This window comes from Sphingobium sp. SG1, from assembly GCF_057063145.1.
In genome coordinates, this window is the sequence record NZ_JBVVOJ010000007.1 from 67,718 (window position 1) to 88,492 (window position 20,775).

General features: G+C 64.0%; 24 protein-coding genes. 8 read left to right on the top strand and 16 right to left on the bottom strand.

Annotated features, from left to right (window positions below):
- Positions 1-72: 72 nt before the first annotated feature.
- The 3 genes from AC0KVN_RS16175 to rpmF form a co-directional block, all read right to left on the bottom strand.
- On the bottom strand, positions 73-1,041 hold the full coding sequence (locus AC0KVN_RS16175) for a beta-ketoacyl-ACP synthase III (protein WP_435567286.1): 969 nt from the start codon (positions 1,039-1,041) through the stop codon (positions 73-75).
- Positions 1,038-2,063, bottom strand: a complete 1,026-nt coding sequence (gene plsX, locus AC0KVN_RS16180; protein WP_010336845.1) for a phosphate acyltransferase PlsX — start codon at positions 2,061-2,063, stop codon at positions 1,038-1,040. Before plsX ends, AC0KVN_RS16175 begins: the two co-directional genes overlap by 4 nt.
- 66 nt (positions 2,064-2,129) lie before the next feature.
- Positions 2,130-2,309, bottom strand: coding sequence for a 50S ribosomal protein L32 (gene rpmF / locus AC0KVN_RS16185; RefSeq protein ID WP_004209950.1), 180 nt, complete (start codon positions 2,307-2,309; stop codon positions 2,130-2,132).
- 206 nt (positions 2,310-2,515) lie between these two features.
- On the opposite strand from rpmF, the gene AC0KVN_RS16190 reads away from it, so the two are divergent.
- On the top strand, positions 2,516-2,944 hold the full coding sequence (locus tag AC0KVN_RS16190) for an MAPEG family protein (protein WP_026108754.1): 429 nt from the start codon (positions 2,516-2,518) through the stop codon (positions 2,942-2,944).
- On the opposite strand, the gene AC0KVN_RS16195 is transcribed toward AC0KVN_RS16190, so the two are convergent.
- The 5 genes from AC0KVN_RS16195 to AC0KVN_RS16215 all read right to left on the bottom strand — a co-directional run bounded on the left by AC0KVN_RS16195 (position 2,941) and on the right by AC0KVN_RS16215 (position 5,978).
- Complete coding sequence (locus tag AC0KVN_RS16195; protein WP_333884485.1) at positions 2,941-3,597, bottom strand: MBL fold metallo-hydrolase; 657 nt, start codon at positions 3,595-3,597, stop codon at positions 2,941-2,943. The genes AC0KVN_RS16190 and AC0KVN_RS16195 overlap by 4 nt on opposite strands.
- Before the next feature lie 65 nt (positions 3,598-3,662).
- A complete protein-coding gene (locus AC0KVN_RS16200; protein WP_004209947.1) occupies positions 3,663-4,088 on the bottom strand; it encodes an RrF2 family transcriptional regulator in 426 nt (141 codons plus the stop codon).
- Between the two features lie 94 nt (positions 4,089-4,182).
- Positions 4,183-5,229, bottom strand: coding sequence for a glycerophosphodiester phosphodiesterase (locus AC0KVN_RS16205; protein WP_435567287.1), 1,047 nt, complete (start codon positions 5,227-5,229; stop codon positions 4,183-4,185).
- Positions 5,226-5,582: an ArsC family reductase gene (locus tag AC0KVN_RS16210; protein WP_004209945.1), complete on the bottom strand. Its 357-nt coding sequence runs from the start codon at positions 5,580-5,582 to the stop codon at positions 5,226-5,228. The genes AC0KVN_RS16205 and AC0KVN_RS16210 overlap by 4 nt, the downstream gene beginning before the upstream one ends.
- Positions 5,583-5,597: 15 nt before the next feature.
- Positions 5,598-5,978: a RidA family protein gene (locus AC0KVN_RS16215; protein WP_004209940.1), complete on the bottom strand. Its 381-nt coding sequence runs from the start codon at positions 5,976-5,978 to the stop codon at positions 5,598-5,600.
- Between the two features lie 165 nt (positions 5,979-6,143).
- Here AC0KVN_RS16215 and AC0KVN_RS16220 point away from each other — a divergent pair, with 165 nt between their 5' ends.
- The gene (locus AC0KVN_RS16220; protein WP_435567288.1) at positions 6,144-6,458 is read left to right on the top strand and encodes a hypothetical protein; all 315 of its coding nucleotides are present in this window, start codon (positions 6,144-6,146) and stop codon (positions 6,456-6,458) included.
- A gap of 3 nt (positions 6,459-6,461) precedes the next feature.
- On the opposite strand, the gene AC0KVN_RS16225 is transcribed toward AC0KVN_RS16220, so the two are convergent.
- The gene (locus AC0KVN_RS16225; RefSeq protein WP_287430704.1) at positions 6,462-6,878 is read right to left on the bottom strand and encodes a globin domain-containing protein; all 417 of its coding nucleotides are present in this window, start codon (positions 6,876-6,878) and stop codon (positions 6,462-6,464) included.
- Between the two features lie 151 nt (positions 6,879-7,029).
- On the opposite strand from AC0KVN_RS16225, the gene AC0KVN_RS16230 reads away from it, so the two are divergent.
- Positions 7,030-7,662 carry a thermonuclease family protein gene (locus AC0KVN_RS16230; protein ID WP_435567289.1) on the top strand — a complete coding sequence of 211 codons (633 nt, stop codon included), beginning with the start codon at positions 7,030-7,032 and terminating at the stop codon, positions 7,660-7,662.
- Between the two features lie 32 nt (positions 7,663-7,694).
- Here the strand turns inward: AC0KVN_RS16230 and AC0KVN_RS16235 are convergent, their stop codons facing one another.
- From AC0KVN_RS16235 to AC0KVN_RS16260, 6 genes are all read right to left on the bottom strand, one after another.
- Positions 7,695-8,363 (bottom strand): glycine zipper 2TM domain-containing protein, encoded by a 669-nt coding sequence (locus AC0KVN_RS16235; RefSeq protein ID WP_048936270.1) that lies wholly within the window; start codon positions 8,361-8,363, stop codon positions 7,695-7,697.
- A 288-nt stretch (positions 8,364-8,651) separates the two neighbouring features.
- Positions 8,652-8,846, bottom strand: coding sequence for a hypothetical protein (locus AC0KVN_RS16240; RefSeq protein WP_435567290.1), 195 nt, complete (start codon positions 8,844-8,846; stop codon positions 8,652-8,654).
- 54 nt (positions 8,847-8,900) lie between these two features.
- Positions 8,901-9,155 carry a hypothetical protein gene (locus AC0KVN_RS16245; RefSeq protein WP_435567291.1) on the bottom strand — a complete coding sequence of 85 codons (255 nt, stop codon included), beginning with the start codon at positions 9,153-9,155 and terminating at the stop codon, positions 8,901-8,903.
- A gap of 240 nt (positions 9,156-9,395) precedes the next feature.
- A complete protein-coding gene (locus AC0KVN_RS16250) occupies positions 9,396-10,448 on the bottom strand; it encodes a ribonucleotide-diphosphate reductase subunit beta (RefSeq protein WP_004209931.1) in 1,053 nt (350 codons plus the stop codon).
- 63 nt (positions 10,449-10,511) lie between these two features.
- Positions 10,512-10,889 carry an endonuclease domain-containing protein gene (locus AC0KVN_RS16255; RefSeq protein ID WP_314713096.1) on the bottom strand — a complete coding sequence of 126 codons (378 nt, stop codon included), beginning with the start codon at positions 10,887-10,889 and terminating at the stop codon, positions 10,512-10,514.
- 61 nt (positions 10,890-10,950) lie between these two features.
- Entirely contained in the window at positions 10,951-12,837 is a 1,887-nt protein-coding gene (locus AC0KVN_RS16260) for a ribonucleoside-diphosphate reductase subunit alpha (RefSeq protein WP_010336832.1), read from the bottom strand.
- A 612-nt stretch (positions 12,838-13,449) separates the two neighbouring features.
- Here AC0KVN_RS16260 and AC0KVN_RS16265 point away from each other — a divergent pair.
- The 3 genes from AC0KVN_RS16265 to AC0KVN_RS16275 all read left to right on the top strand — a co-directional run bounded on the left by AC0KVN_RS16265 (position 13,450) and on the right by AC0KVN_RS16275 (position 16,089).
- Complete coding sequence (locus AC0KVN_RS16265) at positions 13,450-14,106, top strand: glutathione S-transferase family protein (RefSeq protein WP_435567292.1); 657 nt, start codon at positions 13,450-13,452, stop codon at positions 14,104-14,106.
- 101 nt (positions 14,107-14,207) lie between these two features.
- Positions 14,208-15,728: a fumarate hydratase gene (locus AC0KVN_RS16270; protein ID WP_185705992.1), complete on the top strand. Its 1,521-nt coding sequence runs from the start codon at positions 14,208-14,210 to the stop codon at positions 15,726-15,728.
- 109 nt (positions 15,729-15,837) lie between these two features.
- Positions 15,838-16,089: a hypothetical protein gene (locus tag AC0KVN_RS16275; RefSeq protein WP_483656211.1), complete on the top strand. Its 252-nt coding sequence runs from the start codon at positions 15,838-15,840 to the stop codon at positions 16,087-16,089.
- Between the two features lie 87 nt (positions 16,090-16,176).
- Here the strand turns inward: AC0KVN_RS16275 and AC0KVN_RS16280 are convergent, their stop codons facing one another.
- A complete protein-coding gene (locus tag AC0KVN_RS16280; protein ID WP_483656212.1) occupies positions 16,177-18,468 on the bottom strand; it encodes a TonB-dependent receptor in 2,292 nt (763 codons plus the stop codon).
- Between the two features lie 230 nt (positions 18,469-18,698).
- On the opposite strand from AC0KVN_RS16280, the gene AC0KVN_RS16285 reads away from it, so the two are divergent.
- Both AC0KVN_RS16285 and AC0KVN_RS16290 read left to right on the top strand, forming a co-directional pair.
- The gene (locus tag AC0KVN_RS16285) at positions 18,699-19,757 is read left to right on the top strand and encodes a DUF3667 domain-containing protein (RefSeq protein ID WP_435567294.1); all 1,059 of its coding nucleotides are present in this window, start codon (positions 18,699-18,701) and stop codon (positions 19,755-19,757) included.
- 30 nt (positions 19,758-19,787) lie between these two features.
- Positions 19,788-20,705: an EamA family transporter gene (locus AC0KVN_RS16290; RefSeq protein WP_435567295.1), complete on the top strand. Its 918-nt coding sequence runs from the start codon at positions 19,788-19,790 to the stop codon at positions 20,703-20,705.
- Positions 20,706-20,775: the final 70 nt, after the last annotated feature.

A 20,775-nucleotide genomic window follows, 5' to 3' on the forward strand; every position in this document is an offset into this window, starting at 1 on the left:
CACAAATGTGATGCATGTTGGGTGATTCGGCAAGCAGGTCAGATACGTAGGGGCGATCGTTTCGCCGCCGTATCAGACCCGCAGGACGCAGGCGCCCCAGGTGAAGCCACCGCCCATCGCTTCCAGCACGATCAGATCGCCGGCCTTGATCCGACCATCGCGGGTCGCCGCATCCAGCGCCAGCGGCACCGAGGCGGCCGAGGTGTTGGCATGCTGGTCGACGGTGACGACGACCTTGTCCGGGGACAGCTTGAGCTTGCGCGCGGTCGCGTCGAGAATCCGGGCATTGGCCTGGTGCGGCACCAGCCAGTCGATGTCGGCGGGCGTCATTTCCGCCATCGCCATCACTTCCTTGAGCACGGTGGCGAGATTCACCACCGCATGGCGGAAGACTTCCTGCCCCTTCATGCGGACCTTGCCCACGGTCTGGGTGGTCGAAGGACCGCCATCGACATAGAGAAGCTGGTTGTGGCGGCCATCGGCATGCAGCTTGGCGGCGAGGATGCCACGCTGGCCGTCCGCGCTTTCCTCCGCGCCGAGCACGACGGCGCCGGCGCCGTCGCCGAACAGCACGCAGGTCGCACGATCTTCCCAATCGAGGATGCGGCTGAAAGTCTCCGCGCCGATCACCAGCGCGCGCTGGGCCGCGCCCGAGCGGATCATCGAATCGGCGACGGTCATCGCATAGAGGAAGCCCGAGCAGACGGCGGCGACGTCGAAGGCGACGCAGTCATCGATGCCGAGCGCGGCCTGCACCAGCGTGGCGCTGGCCGGGAAAGTCTGGTCCGGGGTGGCGGTCGCCAGGATGATGAGGTCGATATCCTGCGCGGCGAGACCGGCCGCCTCCAGCGCGCGCTTGGCGGCATCGGTCGCCAGCGTGGTCGTGGTCTCACCCTCGCCGGCGATGTAGCGGGTGCGAATGCCGGTCCGCTCGACGATCCATTCGTCGCTGGTGTCGACGGTCTGCGCCAGTTCCGCATTGGTGACGACGCGTGCGGGCAGGGTCGAGCCCGTGCCCAGGAGAACGGATCGACGCATCACTTGACGGGCAGCTCCAATTTGGACGCGACGGCGGACAGATCCTGCACCCCGGCCATGTCGGCGGCGATGCGTCGCGTGATATCCTCTTCCAGCAGGCGGGCGGCGACATGCACCGCATTGGCCACGCCCTTGGCATCGGCGCTGCCATGGCTCTTCACCACGACCCCGTTGAGCCCGAGGAAGACGGCGCCATTATGATTGTTGGGATCGAGATGATGCTTGAGCAGGTGCATCGCCGGCTTCGAGATCAGGAAGCCGATCTTGGACCGCAGCGAGCTGGAGAAGGCGCGGCGCAGCAGGTCGGCGACGAAGCGGGCGGTGCCCTCGGCCGTCTTGAGCGCGACATTGCCCGAAAAGCCGTCGCACACGATCACGTCGGTTTCGCCGCGGCCGATCTTGTCGCCTTCGGTAAAGCCGTCGAACGAGAATGGCAGGGTATCGGCCGCGCGCAGCACGGCGGCGGCGTCACGAATCTCATCCGTGCCCTTGAGCTCTTCGGTGCCGATGTTGAGCAGGCGGACGCGCGGCCGCTCCAGATCGAGGGCGATACGGGCATAGGCCGCACCCATCACCGCGAACTGGACGAGATTGCGCGCATCGCACTCGGTATTGGCACCAAGGTCGAGCATGACGACATCATTGTCGCCAAGGGTCGGCAGCATCGCTGCCAGCGCAGGCCGATCGACGCCGGGCATGGTGCGCAGCGCCAGCTTCGCCATCGCCATGAGCGCACCGGTATTGCCGGCGGAAACCGCCGCACCTGCATCACCCGACTTCACGGCGTTGATCGCCATGCTCATCGAGCTGCTCTTCTTGCGAATCGCGACGCTGGGCTTGTCCGTGCCCTCGACGATCGTGTCGGAATGCACGACTTCCGACGCCGCCCGCAAATTGGGGTGGTTGTCGAGAGCCGCCTTGATCCGGGTCTCGTCGCCGAAAAGGGTGAAGCGGAGTCCTTCGTGCCGGCGACGGGCAAGCGCAACGCCCGCCATCATCACCCGCACGCCTTCATCCCCGCCCATCGCGTCAATTGCGATTCGCGGTTGGCTGGACACTGAGATCACCCCTTTGCGGAGATCGAAAAAGTCTTACGCCCCGACGGCGATGACTTCGCGGCCGTTATAATGGCCGCACGCGTCGCACAGATTGTGGGGACGCTTCAGTTCACCGCAGTTCGAGCATTCCTGGAATGCTTCGACGCGCAGCGAATCGTGGCTGCGACGCATGCCACGCTTGGACGGGGAAGTTTTCCTTTTGGGGACAGCCATGTCGGCACCTGTTTCCGTAATTAAATCTGGTTATGCGACTGGCCGGTTTCCAAATGAGACGCCGACGGCACGGGTGCCGCAGACCATGCGGCCCGGTTGATCGCGAAGCCCTGCGCCTATAGCCGTTTTTGCAGATGGTGCAAGTCCTTCCTTGCCCGCCGGCCCGCCGCGCCTATGGTGGCGGCCCGTCGAATAGGGGGATGCCCATGTTGTTGCCGATCACGCTTACACTGGCTGCGGCCTGTGCGCTCATCAATTTCTGGCTGGCGGTGCGCTGTGCGCGAATCCGCGTGGGTGCGAAGCTTTTGCACGGCGACTCGGGGAATATGTTGCTGGCACGGCGGATGCGCGCGCATGCCAATTTCATCGAATATACGCCAATCGTGCTGATTCTCTTCGGCCTGATCGAAATGGCGATCGGCGCGCCGCTATGGCTGTGGATCGGGGCGATGATCTATGCGCTGGCGCGAATCGCCCATGGCTTTGGCATGGACGCCGACAAGCCGACGGTCTGGCGCGCGGGTGGCGCGCTGCTCACCTGGATCGTGATGCTCGGCCTGGCGGTGGCGGCGCTCTATGTCGCCTATGGCGCGACTCGCGCCGTGCCTGCCCCGCCGGCGATGGCACGCGTTTAACCGAGAACGGAGTCGGCCACATAGGGATTGGTCCGCCGTTCATAGGCGAAATTGCTCATCTCGCCATGGCCGGGGACGAAGGCGGTCTGGCCGCCGAGCGGCCAGAGCTTGCCGGTGATCGCGTCGATCAGGTCCTGATGATTGCCGCGCGGGAAGTCGGTGCGGCCGATCGAGCCCTTGAACAGCACGTCGCCCACGATCGCGAGCTGGCTCGGCGCATGGTGGAAGACGACATGGCCCGGCGTGTGGCCAGGGCAATGATAGACGTCGAAGGTCAGATTCCCGACCGTCACCTGGTCGCCATCGACCAGCCAGCGATCCGGCTCGAAGCTCTCGCCGGGAATGCCCCAGCGTTCGCCATCCTGCGGCAGGCGGTCGATCCAGAAGCGATCCTCCTCATGCGGCCCTTCGATCGGGACGTCGAGGTCGCGGGCCAGTACGCCGGCCTGGCCGCAATGGTCGATATGGCCATGGGTGACGAGAATCTTCTCGATCGTGACGCCATGCTGTTCCGCCGCCTTCTTCAGCACCGGCAGGTCGCCGCCCGGATCGACAAAGGCGCCGCGCATCGTTTCCGTACACCAGAAGAGGGTGCAGTTCTGCTGCAGCGGGGTAACGGGGATCAGGGCGGCTTTGAGCGGCGGCGTGGTCATGCTGCCGATGTGGCGAAGCGGCGGGGCGAGCGCAAGGGCGTCGACACGCCTGCGCCTGCGGCGCCCTACCCCAGCCCCTCGGCCGCGAAGGGTTCGGCGAGGCTGATGCTGTCGAGCACCTTGGCGGTTTCGTCGCGGACGCGCAGCATCACCCGGTGGAGGCGGCATTCGCTTTCGGGCAGGCAGTTGGTGCAGCTTTCATGGGCGAAGCGGCTGGCGCAGGGGGTGAGCGCAAGCGAGCCGCGGGTCAGGCGCACGATGTCGCCATAGCTGATGTCGACCGGCGCCAAGGCCAGCCAATAGCCGCCGTCACGGCCGCGCTGGGTCGCCACCAGCCCTTCGCGCGACAATTCGGACAGGATCACCGTCAGGAATTTCGCCGGGATATTCTGGCGCGTCGCAATCTCGTTGAGGGGCACGGGCCCCTGGCGATAGCGGTCGGCAAGATGCTGGAGCGCGCGGATGGCGTAACGGGTCTTCTGGGACAGCATGGTCTGTTCGTTATTCGCCTGCGGCCCGGCTTTGGCAAGTCGAGCCGCAGGGTAGAGAAGGGAAAATCCGCTTTAATTTATGCGATGTTGCCGATCAGGGCTGCGTGCTGCTCAGAGCGTCGCGCGCCTGCCTGGGGAAATCGCTGAAAATGCCATCGACGCCGGTCGCGGCCATCGCCTGGACATAGCCGGCAAAGTCGCCCCGCCCCTGCGGATCGTCCGGTCGCTTATACTGGTCGGGCAGGAAGCTGTTTTCCATCCGCAGCGTCCAGATATGGACCTGAAGCCCGGCATCATGGGCACGGCCGACCAAAGCGGTCGCCCCTTCGGGCGCCAGTACCATGGCGGCCGACGGGCCGAGGCCGGTGGCATAGCCAGCGATCGCCTCCAGCCCGGAGACGCTCATCATGTCGGCATAGGTCGTGCCGGGTTCATCGGCGGGGCCGCCTTCGGCATCGACGAGCTGGATGAGGCGCAGCCGGGTCGCTTCATGCAGGGCCTTAAGATTGCCGACCTCGAACGACTGGATGAAGACCGGATCGTCGGCATTGGTGTAGCCATATTTGCCGAGCAGATCGAGCAGCGCCTGCTGGTGCGGCAGGCCGATGCCGGCGAAATAGCTGGGATGCTTGGTTTCGGGATAGAGGCCGATGCGACGATGCTGCTCCGCTTCCTTGGCGCGGACCAGCTTCAATATCTCCTCGAAGGTCGGGATGAGATAGAGATCGTTGAAGCGGACATTGGCCGGGCGCAGATCGGGCAGGCGCTCGCGGGCCCGCAAGGTGTGCAGTTCGGCGAGGGTGAAATCCTCGGTGAACCAGCCGGTCATTGCGATGCCGTCGATCGTCTTCGTCGTCTTGCGATCGGCAAATTCGGGATGGTCGGCGACGTCGGTGGTGCCGCCAATCTCATTCTCGTGCCGGGCGACCAGCACGCCATCCCTGGTCAGGACCAGATCAGGCTCGATATAGTCGGCGCCCTGATCGATCGCCCGCTCATAGCTGGCGAGCGTATGTTCGGGCCGCTCTCCGCTGGCACCGCGATGCGCGATGATCAGCGGGTCGGCGGCCCGGACGGCGGAAAGGGGGAGCAGGCCCATCATCAGCAATGCCCCGATGCCCAGCAGCCCCCGTCCGATCACGCCATCACGCCTTTCAGCGCATTTTCATAGGTCGTCGCCTTGAAACCGACGACCGTGCCCTTGCCGGTGTCGAGGATCGGGCGCTTGATCATCGAGGGGTTGGTGATCATCAGCAGGATCGCCTTGTCCGCGTCGATATGCGCCTTGTCCCCCGCGTCGAGCGCCTTGAAGGTGGTGCCGGAACGGTTGAGGATGGTTTCCCAACCATGTTCCATCACCCATTCCTCCAGCTTTTCCTTGTCGACGCCGGCGACCTTATAGTCGTGGAAATTATAGGCGACGCGCTCATTGTCCAGCCAGTTGCGGGCCTTCTTGATCGTGTCGCAATTCTTGATGCCGTACATGGTAATCATGATGATGTGTCCCTGTTACCCTTTGAAGGCGGTGACTTCGATTTCGATCTTCATCTCCGGCTTGATGAGGCCAGCGACGACGCAGCTGGCGGCCGGGCGGATCTCGCCAAAGATGGGCGCGGTGGCCTTGCCCAGATCGTCCCAATAGGCAGGGTCGGTGATATAATAGGTGACGCGGACGACATCGGCAAAGGAGAAGCCGGCGTCTTCGAGCGCCTTGCCGATCACCTTGAGCGCGTTGACGCCCTGATCGACCACGCTTTCGGGCATGATCTTGGTTTCGGGATCGGTGCCGGTGGTGCCGGCGACGAAGCACCAGTCGCCCTGGACGACGGCGCGCGAATAGCCGACCTGCGCCTCGAAGGGCGAGCCGGAGGAAATGAGCTGGCGGGACATGGAGGGATTCCTGTTGCGATGCGAAAAGGATCGGGGCGAAAAGGATCGCGACGGCCTTTGCCCCCTTGGTTCCGCCCTGTCCAGTGCGTTTCCGGACGCGCTTGCGCGGAACGGGAAAATGGGGTGATCGTTGGAGGGGGACATGCCCCTGCAAGGAGACGCGCCATGACGATGTCCGACAATCGCCCCTTCCCCGACGAGAGTGAGGAGAATAGCGAACAGGCCGATGCCGGCACCCAGGCGAACGACGTCGCCGACGATGCGCTGGGCCGGACCAGCGACCTGAGCGAAGAGAGCGAGCATGGCGGGCGGAGCAACCCGGCGCAGATCATCCCCGACGATGTCCCCGACCTGGTCGACAAGATGAACGAGATGGACCGGTCCGGCTGGATCGACGAGGGCGCGTTCGACGGCGAGCCGCGCATGGACGACGAGGATGATGGTGAGGAGGACGAAATCCTCAACGAGGATGACGTCTAGCCGCTAGGCGGGGTGCGCCTGCGCCGGCGCGAGGCCGAAATTGATCATGCCGCGCGCCATATGGCCGAGTGCTTCCGCCATGGCGTCGGCAATGTCGGGGTCGAGATCCTCCTGCAGGGCGATGGCGCAGGCGGCCGCGGTCGCCCATTGATCGGCCAGTTGCGGCGTGATCGGAAAGGCGCGGTGCAGCGACATGATGCAGGTGCCGCGTTGAAACCAGTCGCGCGGGCCGCCCAGCCAGCCGCACAGGAAGCGGGTGAGGCCATGACGCACCACGGACAGGTCGGCAGCATGGATGGCGCGCAGCTCGACATAGGCCGGGTCGCTTTCCAGCAGGTCATAGAAGCGATTCGCAATGGCGCGGACGACCGGTTCGCCGCCGATGCGGACATAGGGGCTGGGCGGCGCGGCGGCGTTCATGCGGCAATCTCCATGGGCTAAGGCCGGCGCACCCTGCGCATCCCCTGCGCTTGCCACATTGATCCCGATCAAACGCCGGTTCGCCCCGAAATGGCGACAAGCCGGATCAGATTTAACCCTCTGTTTTTCCTGAACCTGCTAGGGGCGCGCCATGTCCAGACGCCCCGACCGATTCACCCCCGACCGCATCGACACACTCTGGCGCCGGGAGGCGGCGCGTGCCGGACAAGCGCGCTTTCGTCGCCCCGCGCCCCAGCGCAGCGGCTTCAGTGGCAAGACGCTTGGATTGGTGCTGGCGCTGGGGATGATGATCGGCTGGCAGGCGCCCGACTGGTGGGCGCGGCTGGCGCCCGAGATCGCGATGCCGACGGCGTCGACCGGCACCGCGCCGTCGAGCGCCAGCGCCAGCGCCAGCGCCAGCGCCAGCGCCGACCAGCTATCGGCCGATTTCGGCTATTGCCATAGCGGCGGCGGGACCAATTGCGTCGTCGATGGCGACACTTTCTGGTTCCGGGGCGAGAAATATCGGATCGCCGACATCGACACGCCCGAAACCCATGGGCCGCGCTGCCCGGAGGAAGGCGCGCTGGGCGCGCGGGCAACCAGCCGGTTGCAGCAATTGATGAATGCCGGCCCCTTCTCGCTGGAGATCGACGGACGGGCGACCGACAAATATGGCCGGGCGCTGCGGATCGTGACGCGTGATGGTCAGTCGATCGGCCAGCAGCTGGTGGACGAAGGGCTGGCCCGGACCTGGGACGGACGCCGCCACCCCTGGTGCTGAAAAAAGGGGGCGTCCTAGCCCCCTTTTTCCGATCAGCGGCAGCTGAGGCTGCCGCGGTCGATCTCGCGGCCGAGCAGGGCGCCGGCGCCGCCGCCGATCAATATGCCCGCCGTGTTGGAATAGCCGCGATCGAGTTGGCCACCGATCAGCGCACCGATCGCGCCGCCGATGATGAGGCCGGTGGTCCCATCCGAACGGCGGCAATAATAGCGGTCGTCATAGCCGCGATAGATGCGCATGCTGCGGTCGACCCGGATCGGCGCATAGCCGCCGCGATAATAGCGGTCGGGGCGATAGCGGCCGCCATAGCGCGGATCGGGCCGGTTCCAGTCATAGGCGTAGACCGGCGGGCCGGGCCGGCGATAATTGCCACGGGGCGGCGGCGGGCGATGGTTGCCGGGACGGCCATATTGGGGCGGACGACCATTGCCGGGCCGGCCCGGCTGGGGCGGGCGGCCTGCCCCCGGCCGGCCGGGCTGGGGCGGACGCTGGGCACCGGGGCGACCACCCTGGGGCGGTCGCTGGGCATGATTGCCGCCATGGCTGGGCGGCCGATGCGCGTTGGAACCGCCGGGACGGCCATGCTGGCTGCCACCGGGGCGATGATCGTTCGGCCGATGCTGGGCAGCAGCAGGCAGAGTGGAAATGGCCATCGCCCCAAGGGCGAGCGTGGCGATCATGGCCTTCAGGGCATTGGGCATCGCATCGGTCCTCCACTTTCCGCATCGACGGGATGCGGGTCAGAACTGTTTGCCGGGAACAATGTTGCATGATCGAAACAGAATGACGAGACCAAGCGCAGCCCCCCTCTCCCGAAATAGGAAATGCTGCGCTTAACTTCGCATATTTCCCGCACATTCTGACATTTAATTTCCAACACTTGTCATTTTGGAACAAGTGAGCGTCAAAGACAGGCCCGACGCCGGACGGCAATATAGGCCGGCGAGAAGGAATAGGACAGCGCGCCCGCGACGCCCGCCCAGCACCTTTCAGAGCGCGTTGGCGATGATGGCGCGCTGGCTGTTGTCGAGGCCGTCCAGCGCCGCAGTCGCGGTCTGATCCGCGCCGGTCTGATCACCGCCATCGCTGCCCACGAACTGGATCGCGCTCAGCAGCACCAATATCGCCCAGAGCAGGGCCATCCAGCGGCTGGTGAAGAGGGAGCGGAGTCGGACGCCGAACATGGCGACCGGTCTGGCATGGCGGCGGTTAAGGAAGCGTCACGCCCGCTACGTCGATCAGCCCGGCGCGGGCGGGAAGGCCGGGGCGCGGGACGGCAAGCCGGACGGCGGGCTGGTCAGCAGCAGCCGGTCGAGCTGCGCATAGCCCAGGCAGCGATGGCAATAGGCAAAGTCGAAGGCCGTGTTGAGAATCCAGGCCTGGGTCGCGACGTCCCAGGCCGCCCAGGCTTCGCGCGTAACCTGATCGCTGCCGCAGACATTGCAGACGAAGACGTAGCATGGCGGAGATGGAGGATCGACGGGGCTGGTCATGACCGGACCATAGCCCAGGGCATCGCCATTCCGGCGCGAGACTGGTCCGTTATGGACGCGATGCGGGGGGCTGCAGCGGCGCACAAAAAAGGGGAGGCGCTCCCCGCGCCTCCCCTCCCCTCGACTTGGTCGGAGCCCTTTGCAAACTGCCGTGATGCTGACGCATCAGCAGCCTGAAACGCTCCAGCGCCGCGCGGGCTTGATCAAAGCGCGACGCGCATGACACGTCGCGCTTTGATCTTACTCCGCCGCGATGCCGGCGGCCTTGAACATGTCCGGATCGCTTTCGTCGACATTGGCCGCTTCAGCGCCCTTGAGCTTCTTGCGGCGGTCGAACGCGTCCCAGACGTCGTTCCACTGGCCACGGGTCGCGCCCTTCGAATATTCGGTCGCGCGGGTTTCGAAGAAATTGGCATGCTCCACGCCGTTGAGCAGCGGGGTCAGCCAGGGCAGCGGATGCTCGTCAATCATGTAGATGGGCTTGAGGCCCAGCTGGCCCAGGCGCCAGTCGGCGATGTAGCGGACATATTTCTTGATGTCCTTGGGCGTCATGCCGGGCACCGGCCCCATTTCGAAGACGAGATCGACGAACGCGTCCTCGATCCGGACGGTCTTCTGGCACATGTCCATGATGTCGTCCTTGACCGACGCGGTCAGGCAGTCGCGTTCCTTCACGAAGCTGTGGAACAGCTTGATGATGCCTTCGCAATGCAGGGTTTCGTCGCGGACCGACCAGGTGACGATCTGGCCCATGCCCTTCATCTTGTTGAAGCGCGGGAAGTTCATCAGCATCGCGAAGGAGGCGAAGAGCTGGAGGCCTTCGGTGAAGCCGCCGAACATCGCCAGCGTCTTGGCGATATCCTCGTCCGTGTCGACGCCGAACTGGGCGAGATAGTCATGCTTGTCCTTCATCTCCTTATATTGGAGGAAGGCCGAATATTCGCTTTCGGGCATGCCGATCGTGTCGAGCAGATGCGAGTAGGCGGCGATATGGACCGTTTCCATGTTGCTGAACGCGGTCAGCATCATCTTGATCTCGGTCGGCTTGAACACGCGGCCGTACTTCTCGTGGTAGCAATCCTGCACTTCCACGTCGGCCTGGGTGAAGAAGCGGAAAATCTGGGTCAGCAGGTTGCGTTCATGGTCGCTGAGCTTCTGCGCCCAGTCACGGCAATCCTCGCCCAGAGGCACTTCCTCGGGCAGCCAGTGGAGCTGCTGCTGGCGCTTCCAAAATTCATAGGCCCAGGGATATTCGAAGGGCTTGTAGACCTTGGAGGCTTGAAGAAGGGGCATATGGGTTACTCCGCGAAATCTTTTCTTCCCCTCTCCCATCGGGAGAGGGAGGGGCCCGCGCCGTCAGGCGTGGGAGGGTGAGGGCGAGAGACGCGCCGCGATGACCGCTACGACGCCTTCGGTATTTTCCATGACTTCATGGTTCCAGAAACGCAGGACGTGATAACCCTGCGCTTCGAAATAGCGGGTGCGGGCGGCGTCCTGTTCGATACTTTCCGCGTGGGTCGCGCCGTCAACTTCGACAATCAGCTTACCAGCAAAGCAGAGAAAGTCCGCGACGTAGGGACCATATGGCACCTGACGGCGGAATTTCACGCCGGGCAGCTTGTCGCGCAATGCGGTCCAGAGGCGCTTTTCCGCTTCTGGAGCATTGCGGCGGAGGGCCTTGGCTTTGTCGAGGGCACCGGAAGGAAGACCTTCATAATGGCGGCGGCTCGTCATCACCCTCACCCTTCCGCCGCTACGCGGCTCCCTCCCTCTCCCGATGGGAGAGGGATTCAAGTCACTGGCAGGCGAGGCACTCGTCATAGTCGGTGGTCTCGCCGATCTCGAACTTGGGGGCGTCGATCGTGTTGTCCGCTTCCACGCCACCGGCAAAGCCAGCGCGCTGCACCGACTTGGAGCGCAGATAATAGAGCGACTTGATGCCCAGTTCCCAGGCGCGGAAGTGGAGCATCAGCAGATCCCACTTCTCGACATCGGCCGGGATGAACAGGTTCAGCGACTGGGCCTGATCGATATAGGGGGTGCGATCGGCCGCCAGTTCGAGCAGCCAGCGCTGGTCGATCTCGAAGCTGGTCTTGTACACATCCTTTTCTTCCTGGGTGAGGAAGTCGAGATGCTGGACCGAACCGCCGCGTTCCAGGATCGAGTTCCATACAGCGCTCGAATCCTTGGCCTTTTCGACCAGCAGCTTTTCCAGATAGGGATTCTTCACCGCAAAGCTGCCCGAGAGCGTCTTGTGGGTGTAGATGTTCGCCGGGATCGGCTCGATACAGGCCGAGGTGCCGCCACAGATGATCGAGATCGACGCGGTCGGCGCGATCGCCATCTTGCAGCTGAACCGTTCCATCACGCCCTGATCGGCGGCGTCGGGGCACGGCCCGCGCTCCTGCGCCAGCATCATCGACGCCTCGTTCACCTTGGCATTGATATGCTTGAAGATGCGCAGGTTCCACGACTTGGCCATGGCGCCTTCGAACGGGATGCCGCGTGCCTGCAGGAAGCTGTGGAAGCCCATGACGCCCAGGCCGACCGAGCGTTCGCGGCTGGCACTATATTTGGCGCGGGCCATTTCCGGAGGGGCCCGGTCGATATAGTCCTGCAGCACATTGTCGAGGAAGCGCATGATGTCTTCCGCGAAGGTCGGATGATCCTTCCACTGATCCCAGGTTTCCAGGTTCATCGAGGAGAGGCAGCAGACCGCCGTGCGATCCTGGCCGAGATGGTCGCGACCCGTCGGCAGGGTGATTTCCGAGCAGAGGTTCGACGTCGAGACCTTGAGCCCCAGGTCGCGGTGATGCTTGGGCATCATCCGGTTCACCGTGTCGGAGAAGACGATATAGGGTTCGCCGGTGGCAAGGCGGACCTCGACCAGCTTCTGGAACAGCGCGCGGGCATTGACGGTGCCGCGCACCGACTGGTCCTTGGGGCTGCGCAGGTTGAAATCACTGCCGTCGCGCACCGCTTCCATGAACTCGTCGGTCAGCAGCACGCCATGGTGCAGGTTGAGCGCCTTGCGGTTGAAGTCGCCGCTCGTCTTGCGGATTTCAAGGAACTCCTCGATCTCCGGGTGGGAGACGTCGAGATAGCAGGCGGCCGAGCCGCGACGCAGCGAACCCTGGCTGATCGCCAAGGTCAGCGAATCCATCACGCGGACGAAGGGGATGATGCCGCTGGTCTTGCCATTGAGGCCGACCGGCTCACCGATGCCGCGCACACTGCCCCAATAGGTGCCGATGCCGCCGCCGCGCGAGGCGAGCCAGACATTCTCGTTCCAGGTGTTGACGATGCCTTCCAGGCTGTCGTCGACCGAGTTCAGATAGCAGCTGATCGGCAGGCCGCGGCCGGTGCCGCCGTTCGACAGCACGGGCGTCGCCGGCATGAACCAGAGCTTGGAGATATAGTCATAGACGCGCTGCGCATGATCGGCATCGTCCGAATAGGCGGCGGCGACGCGGGCGAACAGATCCTGATAGCTCTCGCCGGGCAGCAGATAGCGATCGTTCAGCGTGTCCTTGCCGAATTCGGTCAGCAGCGCATCGCGCGACGAATCCGTCACGACATGAAAGCGACGCTCATGAATCTTGGACGACGCGGACTCGGTCGCCTTGCCCTTGGCAGCCTTGGGCTCGGCCTTGTCCACCAGATCCTCGATACGCTCGTCCATTACCGTCGCCACGTCGCCGTTTCCACCTTGTTCACTATCTCGAAAGTCCATGCGAGCCCCCGATTGTTCCTGTTCCGTTCGATTCGGTCCAGCGATGCCGGGGCGCACCCAGACATCATAGCATGAACCCGATCGGGCCGGGACAGAAATGGGGTCAACCGATCCGATCGCAAGGACAAAAGCCCCATATCGCCGGAAGCAGGTCCGGCAATGCAATCACAATCTATTGGGTGACCCCCTTGGTCCCGATACCACAGATAGTGCCACAGCCCCGCCGGCACGCAAGAGGGTAAATGACAGTTCGGGGACTCGGTTCATCGACGCCTGGATTCGTTTCGTCGCTGACACGCCACCCCATAGCGCAGCGACGCGCGGACTTCCAAGGGCCTTGGAAAAGACAAGGGGGGCCCATGAAATTAAAAAATAAATTTGCCTTGCCACGCAAATGCGCGCGTCGCGCGATTGGCGACAAAATCATGGCATGGGGGCAGAGGCACGAACACGACCACAATCTGTTGAATCGCTGCCTTTATCGTCCCTGCATATCGCCGCGCGATACGCTATGATGATGGGAAGGCTGGCGAATCCATCCGCAGCGATCGGGAGGCAGGCATGATCCTCTATTACCATCCCCTCTCCTCCTATTGCTGGAAGGTGCTGATCGCCTTTCATGAAAATGGCACGCCCTTCACCCCGCGCATCCTGGAGGACGCGGCGGCGCTGGCCGAATGGCAGGCGCTCTGGCCGCTCGGCAAATTCCCCGTGCTGCATGACCCGGTGCGCGGCGCGACGATTGCGGAGGCGAGCATCATCGTCGAATATCTGGGCCGGCACGAACCCGGCACCTTCCGCCCCATCCCGGTCGATGGCGACGCGGCGATCGAGGTGCGGCTGATGGACCGGTTGTTCGACAATTATGTGATGGGGCCGATGCAGGCGCTGGTCGCCGACCGGTTGCGCCCCGAGGAGGCGCGCGATCCCCATGGCGTGGCGGCCAATGTGGCGGCGCTGCGCAGCATCTATGCGGTGCTGGAGGATCGGCTGGCCGGGCGGAGCTGGGCGGCGGGCGATCATCTGTCGCTGGCCGACTGCGCGGCGGCGCCCTCGCTTTATTATGCCGACAGGATCGTGCCGCTGCGCGCCGGCCATCCGGTGCTGGGCGCCTATCTGAACCGGCTGGAGACGCGGCCGAGCTTTGCGCGGGTGCTGCGCGAGATGCAGCCCTGGTGGCAGAATTTTCCCTTTGCCGACGGGCCGCTTGCGTCCTGAACCGCAACCCTCTTCTGGACTCATCGTCTCAAAGGCCTATAGCCCCGCCTTGCAGGGACCTGCCGTGCAGAGGCGGGCCGCAAGAATAGGGACCAGGGTAGATGACCGTCATCAAGACCGCCGACCTCATCGAGAGCGTCGCCGACGCACTCCAGTTCATTTCCTACTATCACCCGATGGATTATATCCGGGCACTGGGTAAGGCCTATGAGGCCGAAGCCAATCCGGCGGCGAAGGACGCCATCGCCCAGATCCTGACCAACAGCCGCATGTGCGCCGAAGGCCACCGCCCGATCTGCCAGGACACCGGCATCGTCAATGTCTTCGTGAAGTGGGGCATGGAGTGCCGGCTGGACGATAATAGCCGGTCGATGCAGGAGGTGATCGACGAGGGCGTGCGCCGCGCTTACCTCAACCCGGAAAACCGCCTGCGCGCCTCGATCCTGAAGGATCCCGCCTTCAGCCGCCAGAACACCAAGGACAACACGCCCTGCGTGCTGAACGTGGAAATGGTGCCGGGCAACAAGGTGACGATCGACGTCGCGGCCAAGGGCGGCGGCTCGGAAAACAAGACCAAGTTCAAGATGATGAACCCCAGCGATTCGATCGTCGACTGGGTGCTGGAAATGGTGCCGCAGATGGGCGCGGGCTGGTGCCCGCCGGGCATGCTGGGCATCGGCATCGGCGGCACGGCGGAAAAGGCCGTGGCGCTGGCCAAGGAAAGCCTGATGGACCCGATCGACATGGGCGAACTCAAGGCACGCGGTCCGCAGAACAAGATCGAGGAACTGCGCATCGAGCTGTTCGACAAGGTCAATGCGCTGGGCATCGGCGCGCAGGGCCTGGGTGGCCTGGCCACCGTGCTCGACATCAAGATCCACGACTATCCCTGCCATGCAGCGGGCAAGCCGGTGGCGATGATCCCCAACTGCGCCGCGACCCGCCACGCGCATTTCACCCTCGACGGTTCCGGCCCGGCCTATCTGGAAGCGCCCAAGCTCAGCGAATGGCCGCAGGTCGACTGGAAGCCGAGCAAGGAAGCGATCCGCGTCGATCTCGACAATCTGACGCCGGAACAGGTGCAGGGCTGGAAGCATGGCGACCGCCTGCTGCTGAACGGCAAGATGCTGACCGGCCGCGACGCCGCGCACAAGCGGATCGCCGACATGCTGGAGAAGGGCGAGACCCTGCCGGTCGATTTCAAGGGCCGCGTGATTTACTATGTCGGCCCGGTCGATCCGGTGCGCGACGAAGTGGTCGGCCCGGCAGGCCCGACCACTGCGACGCGCATGGACAAGTTCATGGACATGATGCTGGAACAGGGGCTGGCCGCCTGCGTCGGCAAGGCCGAGCGCGGCCCGGCCGCCACCGACAGCATCGCCAAGCACAAGAGCGCCTATCTGATGGCGGTCGGCGGCGCGGCCTATCTGGTCGCCCGCGCGATCAAGGAAGCCAAGGTCGTGGGCTTCGAGGATCTGGGCATGGAAGCGATCTACGAGTTCACGGTGGAGGACATGCCCGTCACCGTCGCCGTCGATAGCGAAGGCCAGAATGTCCACCGCCTCGCCCCGCTGGTGTGGCAGGAAAAGATCAGACAAGAAAAGCTGCTCGAAGGGGCGTAAGACCGCCCGTCAGCAACTATCCTATTGATACGGATCAAGGCGGCGCGCGAGACGGGAACCCCGTTTCGCGCGCCGCATTATGTCCGGCACCCAAAGCCGGAGTTCATCCATGTCCTTCACGCAGCTCGAACCGCCCTTGCCCGTCATGATCGAAGGCAAGGGCAAAGGCTATGCCTTCCCCGTCATCGACTATGGGCAGGAGCATAATCTGATCTGGGTGACGGGCCTCAGCGACAGCGGAGAAATCTGGTGTGCGCCCAACCCGCTGGTGCGACTGCAGAGCAACTGGACAATGGGGCGCGAGCCGCATCATGAGCCCGACTGGAAGAATGTCACGCTCGCGCCGATCAAGCCGAGCTGACGAAAAAAGGCACGCCATTCCATCGGATGACGCGCCTTTTTCTTTGGCCCCTCCCCATGCTGGGCATGGGGAGGATTAACCTTAGTCTTACAGCTTGCCGCTCAAGGACACGCCGATGATGCGCGGTTCGTTGAACACCGGCGCCATGTAGTTTTCGATCACGCCCTTCATATTCTTCTCGCCCGTGATGTTGCGGGCGAAGGCGGCGATCTCGTACTTGCCGTCCGGCGCGGTGTAGCCGATCTTCAGGCCACCTTCGAAGTCACCCTTCGAGTAGAACTCCTTCGTCTTGTAGAGGACGAAGTTGGTGTAGCCCTGGATGTTCCAGTCGGTCGCCGCGAAGATCTTGCCCCCATTGCCCAGCGGCACGTCATAACGAGCCGCGATATTGGCGGTGTATTTCGGCGCGTTGGGAAGCGGGTTGCCGTCGATCTGGGCAAAGACGCTGCGCGCGTTGGTGACGGTCGGGTCTTCCACGGTGCAGACGACCACGCCGTTCAACGTGCAGACCTGCGCATAGACATTCTTGTCGTTGATCTCGCTGTGCAGCAGGCTGAGGCCGGCCGACAAAGTGAGATTGTCGAACGGACGCGCTTCCAGATCGGCTTCCAGGCCATAGGCCTTGGCCGCGTCGGCGTTGAACAACACGCCATTGCCGTTCACGTCATTGCCGTTGAGCTGGATGTCCTTCACCTTCCAGGCGAAGCCCGACAGGTTGAAGCGCAGGCGGTTGCCCAGCAGGTTGGTCTTGATGCCGCCTTCGTACGACATGATCGTTTCCGAATCCGCCGTGGTGAAGTCGCTGTTGAACACGGCCGAGCGGCCCTGGATGGTCGGGCCACGGAAGCCGCGCGCGACGCGGGCGTAGAGGCTGACTTCGGGGGTCACTTCATAGAGGGCGCTGACGTCCCAGCTCGGTTCCTTGCCGGTCAGCTTCACATAGCGACGGCCGGCATAGGTCGAAACGCCGGCCGCATTGGCGGTCGCCTTGACCAGACGGGTTTCCTTCGTGTCCTTGGTGTAGCGGCCGCCAGCGGTGATGGTCAGGCCCGGCACGACTTCGTAGCTCGCCTGGCCGAACAGGCCCCAGCTTTCATTCTTGTTGCGCAGACGCACCCAGTTGTTGGGATTGTTGGCGGTGCCGGTCAGGAAATAGGCGCGCTGGTAGAAATCGGTGGTGTCGCGGCTGTCGAAATACATGCCGCCGACCTGCCATTTGAAGGCGCTGTCGCCATTGCTGGCAAGGCGGACTTCCTGGGTCAGCTGGTCAAGATCGCGGACATTGCCCTGGCTCTGGCCGAAGCCGTTGGCCACGCCGTTCACCGGATAGTCGGCGCCCGCGCCGCCATCGGTGTCGCCACGGCTGTAACCCGAGGTGGTTTCATAGGCGGTGATCGAGGTCAGGGTAACGGGGCCCATGTCGATCGCGATATTTTCCGACGCGCCATAGGTCTTGTAGGCCTGCGGGTTGTTCATCGCTTCGTCGAGGGCGATCTTCGAGCGGGGTTCGCCCGACACGCTGTTGCTGCCCTTGGTGAGGCCGGCGCGGTGGAAGATGGTCGAGGTGCCATCATAGTCGCGCGCATGGACGCTGGTCAGCATCGAGACATTTTCGGTCGGCGTCATCAGCAGCTGAAGGCGCACGTCCTTCTCATTATAGCCGCCCATCGCGTCCTTCTTGGGGGACACGGTGCCGTCGGCGCTGGGGCCGGTGTATGTATTGTCGACCCAGTCGTCGCGATGCTGGTAGAGGGCCGAGACGCGGAAGGCGAGCTTGTCCGCGACGATCGGGCCGCCGATGCCGCCGTCGAAGGTGACGGTGTTATAGCTGCCATAGCTGGCCTGGGCGCGACCTTCCCAATCCATCGACGGACGGATGGTGTCGAACTTGATGATGCCCGCCGTGGTGTTGCGGCCGAACAGCGAACCCTGCGGGCCGCGCAGCACTTCCACCTGGTTGACGTCGAACACCGGGTTCGACTTCAGCACGACATGTTCCAGCACGACATCGTCCTGGATGATCGACACCGGCTGCGACGCACCCAGATAGAAGTCGATATTGCCCAGGCCGCGGATGTAGAAGCGCGGGAAGATGCGGCCGGTGGTGGTTTCGGCATAGAGGCCGGGCACGCGGGCGGCGAGTTCGAGAATGTCGCCGCCGCCGGCGGTCAGGTTGCGCAGCGCATCGCCCTGCACGACGCCGACCGAGACGGGCACCTTCTGCAGATTTTCCGAGCGGCGCTCGGCGGTCACGACGATCTCGTCGAGCTGGCCGGCGTCAGCGCCCGCTTCCTGCGCATGGGCGGCGCCACCAAGGGCGAGCGCACCGAAGGCCGAGGTCAGCAGCAGCGCCGACCGTGCGAAAGTGAATTTCGACAAGGTTATTCCCCGATAATATTGCTTTTGCGTCCGGGACAGCGGCGCCCCTGCGCCTGCCGTCCGGGATGCCATCGCCGCTAGGCGCGATTTGTGGCGGGACGGTGACGCTCGCCCTGTCGATCTCGCCTACATGTCGGAATGTTGCCGAGCGTTGTAACAATGCAACACAATGCGATCCACGCGCCAAGGTGACTGGCAAGCGTCATACACCCTTGTTATCCTCCCCGCCCATGACAGGGGAAATCGAAGCAGCGGGTGACGCGATCACCGGGGGCATGCTGGCACGGGCGGTCGAGCCAGGCCATGGGGAAGCCCATGAAGCGGGCCATGGCGCCTGCCTGAATTGCGGCACGGCGGTGACGGGCAATTATTGCCCCGAATGCGGCCAGGCCGCGCATCTGCACCACAGCTTTGCCGCGATCGGCCATGACCTGGCCCATGGCGTGCTGCATTTCGAGGGCAAGATCTTCACCACCCTGCCCGAGTTGGCGCTGCGCCCCGGACAATTGACGCGCCGCTATATCCATGGCGAGCGGGCCAAGTTCGTATCGCCCTTTGCCCTGTTCCTGTTCAGCGCCTTCCTGATGTACGCGATCTTCTCGCTGACCAGCCATCATGGGCCGGAAGGCGCGCGCAACCAGGTGAAGATGAACAGCGAGGCAATCGCCGAGCTGAAGAAGGAAGAGGAAAAGGCCGATGCCCGCATCGCCAAGGTGCAGGCGCAACTGGCCGAGCCGGGGATCAGCGCGAGCCGGCGCGAGACGTTGCAGGAAAAGCTGAAGGACGCGCAGGACGAGCGGAAGGGCCTGTCGCTGGCGAGCGGCCTGACCGACTCGCTGACCGGCGAAGGCGTCAACAAGAACGTCGCCGATACGGTCGGCAAGGCGATCAGCGCGGCGGCCAAGGATCCCGAATTCGCCTATTACAAGCTCAAGGCCAATGCCTATAAATTCTCCTGGCTGCTGATCGTCATATCGCTGCCTTTCCTGTGGCTGCTGTTCCCGTTCAGCCGCCGGTTCAAGATCTATGACCATGCGATCTATGTGACCTATTCGATCGCCTTCATGTCGCTGCTCTTCTCGCTGTCGATGATCCTGACGGCGGTCGGCATCACCCATGGGCTGGTGACGGTCGTGCTGCTGCTGTTCGCGGCCTGGCACATGTATCGCCAGTTCAAGGATGCCTATCAGCTTTCGCGCAGCGGCACCTTGCTGCGGCTGCCGCTGCTGTACGGCTTTGCCTGTGCATCGCTGTCGCTGTTCTTCGCCTTCCTGATGATGATGGGGTGACGGGTCGCGTCCCTATTGTATAGGGCGCGCATGATTACGTCCCCGATCTGGTTGCCCGCCACCCTGATGGCCGGGGCCACGCAGGCCTGGCGCACCGCGGTGCAGCGGCGCGTGGGCAAGACGCTGTCGATCAATGCGGCGGGCCTGGTCCGCTATCTTTACGGCATTCCCTTCGCGCTGATCCTGCTTGGCGGCTATCAGCTGCTCTTCCCCGTGCCCTTCCCCGTGCTGGGGCGGCTGTTCCTGCCCTTCTGCCTGGCCGGCGGGCTGGCCCAGATCATCGCCACCAATTTGCTGATCATGGCCTTTGGCCATCGCAATTTCGTCGTCGGCACAGCCTATTCCAAGACCGAGGCGGTGCAGGGCGCGATCCTGTCCTTCCTGCTGATGGGCGAGCGGCTGAGCGCGCTGACCTGCGCCGGCATCGGCTGCGGCGTCGCCGGCGTGATGCTGCTGTCGACCGGCGGCAAGCGGATGGGGCCGATGGATTTCCTGCGCGCGCTGGGCCAGCCGGCGGCGATCACCGGCATTGCATCGGGATTCTTCTTCGCACTGACCGCGATCGGCATCCGCCGCGCGACGCAGCAAGTAGGCGGCGGCGATCCGATCCATGCCGCGCTGATCGTGCTGAGCGTCACGGTGCTGCTGCAGACGCTGTTGCAGGGCGGCTATCTGGCGCTGCGCGAGCCGTGCGAGATGCGCAAGGTGTTCACCAGCTGGCGCGTGTCGGGCCAGGTCGGCTTCCTGTCGGCGATGGGATCGGCCTGCTGGTTCACCGGCTTTGCCACCGCGCCGGTCGCGCTGGTGCGGATCGTCGGCCAGATCGAGGTCGCCTTCACCATGGCGTTCGGCCATTTCTACCTGGGCGAACGCATGGCGCGCAGCGAGGCGATGGGGCTGATGCTGGTGGCCTGTGGTGTGGTGCTGGCGCTGCTGGGCGCGCTTTAGGGGTGTGGGCCGGTGCGGAGGCATCATTCTGACGAAGCTGACATCCGTGTCAGTATGATAACCGATATTT

Bases quoted from the DNA above. Each gene is read 5' to 3' on its own strand.
- rpmF (WP_004209950.1), bottom strand. From the start codon at position 2,309: ATGGCTGTCCCCAAAAGGAAAACTTCCCCGTCCAAGCGTGGCATGCGT.
- AC0KVN_RS16195 (WP_333884485.1), bottom strand. From the start codon at position 3,597: ATGACCACGCCGCCGCTCAAAGCCGCCCTGATCCCCGTTACCCCGCTG.
- AC0KVN_RS16250 (WP_004209931.1), bottom strand. From the start codon at position 10,448: ATGCCCCTTCTTCAAGCCTCCAAGGTCTACAAGCCCTTCGAATATCCC.
- AC0KVN_RS16265 (WP_435567292.1), top strand. From the start codon at position 13,450: ATGATCCTCTATTACCATCCCCTCTCCTCCTATTGCTGGAAGGTGCTG.
- AC0KVN_RS16285 (WP_435567294.1), top strand. From the start codon at position 18,699: ATGACAGGGGAAATCGAAGCAGCGGGTGACGCGATCACCGGGGGCATG.
- AC0KVN_RS16275 (WP_483656211.1), top strand. From the start codon at position 15,838: ATGTCCTTCACGCAGCTCGAACCGCCCTTGCCCGTCATGATCGAAGGC.
- AC0KVN_RS16255 (WP_314713096.1), bottom strand. From the start codon at position 10,889: ATGACGAGCCGCCGCCATTATGAAGGTCTTCCTTCCGGTGCCCTCGAC.
- AC0KVN_RS16190 (WP_026108754.1), top strand. From the start codon at position 2,516: ATGTTGTTGCCGATCACGCTTACACTGGCTGCGGCCTGTGCGCTCATC.
- AC0KVN_RS16240 (WP_435567290.1), bottom strand. From the start codon at position 8,846: ATGTTCGGCGTCCGACTCCGCTCCCTCTTCACCAGCCGCTGGATGGCC.
- AC0KVN_RS16230 (WP_435567289.1), top strand. From the start codon at position 7,030: ATGTCCAGACGCCCCGACCGATTCACCCCCGACCGCATCGACACACTC.
- AC0KVN_RS16290 (WP_435567295.1), top strand. From the start codon at position 19,788: ATGATTACGTCCCCGATCTGGTTGCCCGCCACCCTGATGGCCGGGGCC.
- AC0KVN_RS16245 (WP_435567291.1), bottom strand. From the start codon at position 9,155: ATGACCAGCCCCGTCGATCCTCCATCTCCGCCATGCTACGTCTTCGTC.
- AC0KVN_RS16215 (WP_004209940.1), bottom strand. From the start codon at position 5,978: ATGTCCCGCCAGCTCATTTCCTCCGGCTCGCCCTTCGAGGCGCAGGTC.
- AC0KVN_RS16220 (WP_435567288.1), top strand. From the start codon at position 6,144: ATGACGATGTCCGACAATCGCCCCTTCCCCGACGAGAGTGAGGAGAAT.
- plsX (WP_010336845.1), bottom strand. From the start codon at position 2,063: ATGGGCGGGGATGAAGGCGTGCGGGTGATGATGGCGGGCGTTGCGCTT.
- AC0KVN_RS16210 (WP_004209945.1), bottom strand. From the start codon at position 5,582: ATGATTACCATGTACGGCATCAAGAATTGCGACACGATCAAGAAGGCC.
- AC0KVN_RS16270 (WP_185705992.1), top strand. From the start codon at position 14,208: ATGACCGTCATCAAGACCGCCGACCTCATCGAGAGCGTCGCCGACGCA.
- AC0KVN_RS16225 (WP_287430704.1), bottom strand. From the start codon at position 6,878: ATGAACGCCGCCGCGCCGCCCAGCCCCTATGTCCGCATCGGCGGCGAA.
- AC0KVN_RS16235 (WP_048936270.1), bottom strand. From the start codon at position 8,363: ATGCCCAATGCCCTGAAGGCCATGATCGCCACGCTCGCCCTTGGGGCG.
- AC0KVN_RS16200 (WP_004209947.1), bottom strand. From the start codon at position 4,088: ATGCTGTCCCAGAAGACCCGTTACGCCATCCGCGCGCTCCAGCATCTT.
- AC0KVN_RS16260 (WP_010336832.1), bottom strand. From the start codon at position 12,837: ATGGACGAGCGTATCGAGGATCTGGTGGACAAGGCCGAGCCCAAGGCT.